Genomic DNA, 1,185 nt, shown 5'->3' with positions numbered 1-1,185 from the left:
ATCGAGATCAGTTCGACAATCGTGCTCCAGGAGTTGACGAGATACTGAAACGAGGTTCGTACTTGCGTGAACGCGTTGAGGATCTGGTTCATCGCGCCGAGGGTGATCCTGCCCGCGATGATTGTGGGCGCAAGCAGCAGATAAGGAAAGATGACGTCAGTCTGCAGATAGACGATCCGGCCGATATTGAAGTACATGAAGTTCAGATAGAGCCGGAAGTAATTCCTGCGAATGTCGCTAAACAGCACGCTCAATGTCGGCGCATTGGCACGCGCCGTATCATCCTCGCCGAGCACGAGCTCCTTGCGATAGGCCGCTTCGACCCGCTGGTTGAGAAATTCAATTCCGGGCAGGCGGATGCCGATAAGCGCGAGAACGCCGGTGCCCAGGATCGACCAGATCACCGCGGCGAACACCAGCGGATAGGCAATCGAGCCGAACAGAGGCAGCTCCGTGACGTTGCTGGACAGCCTCACCAGAACCGGCAGGAAAGCCAACAGTGTCAGCACCGCGCTGATGAGATTGACGCCTAGACCTTCCATGGTGCTGGCGAAGCGCATCGTGTCTTCCTGGATGCGCTGGGAGGCGCCTTCGATCGTGCGCAGCCGTGGCCAGTTGGCGACATAAAAATCGTTCATCGCTGTGCGCCAGCGGAAGATGTAGTGGCTGACGAAGAATCGCGTCATCACGCCGACCACGACGGCCACGAGCGCGATACCGGCAAAGGTCGACAATTCGTTGTAGAACTGCTCAACCGTGACCGGCGCCGATTTCGAAAGCGCAGCCTGGACCAGGTCGTAGAACGGTCCATACCAGCTGTTGATCGCGACCGAGACCTGGACCTGAAAGTAAGAGGTGAACAGGATCAGCGCCGAACCAAGAATGGACCACGTCGCCCAGGGATGGGGGGCAAATAACATCCATGCCGCCGCGAACACCGTAACGGCCAGCGCAAAATAGAGATCAAACCACAGCGCCGAGGCCGACCAGAACGTCGCAAGCCCGACCGGCTTCTCCGGGGCTTGAAAGAGATTGCCGGCAAATACATACCAAAACGCCATCGCCAACGCCGTCCAAAGAATTGACGACGCAAAGAACAACTTTGGTCGAGGGAAGAATGAAACGAACATGCTCGCTGTCCTTTATCGACTCAGAACTTCAGCTCAGAAGATGAACACACCGCGG

1 protein-coding gene is annotated in these 1,185 nt (G+C 57.0%); it reads right to left on the bottom strand.

Translation table 11 applies throughout. From position 1 onward, the window contains the following. The coding region (gene sbmA, locus AC0L3K_RS40595; RefSeq protein WP_473368203.1) for a peptide antibiotic transporter SbmA at positions 1 to 1,130 on the bottom strand (1,130 nt) is incomplete at its 3' end. Positions 1,131 to 1,185: the final 55 nt, after the last annotated feature.

The organism is Bradyrhizobium sp. MI1.10, from assembly GCF_055811035.1.
The sequence above is the reverse complement of the archived record's forward strand: the minus strand, read 5'-3'. Positions and strand labels throughout refer to the sequence as shown.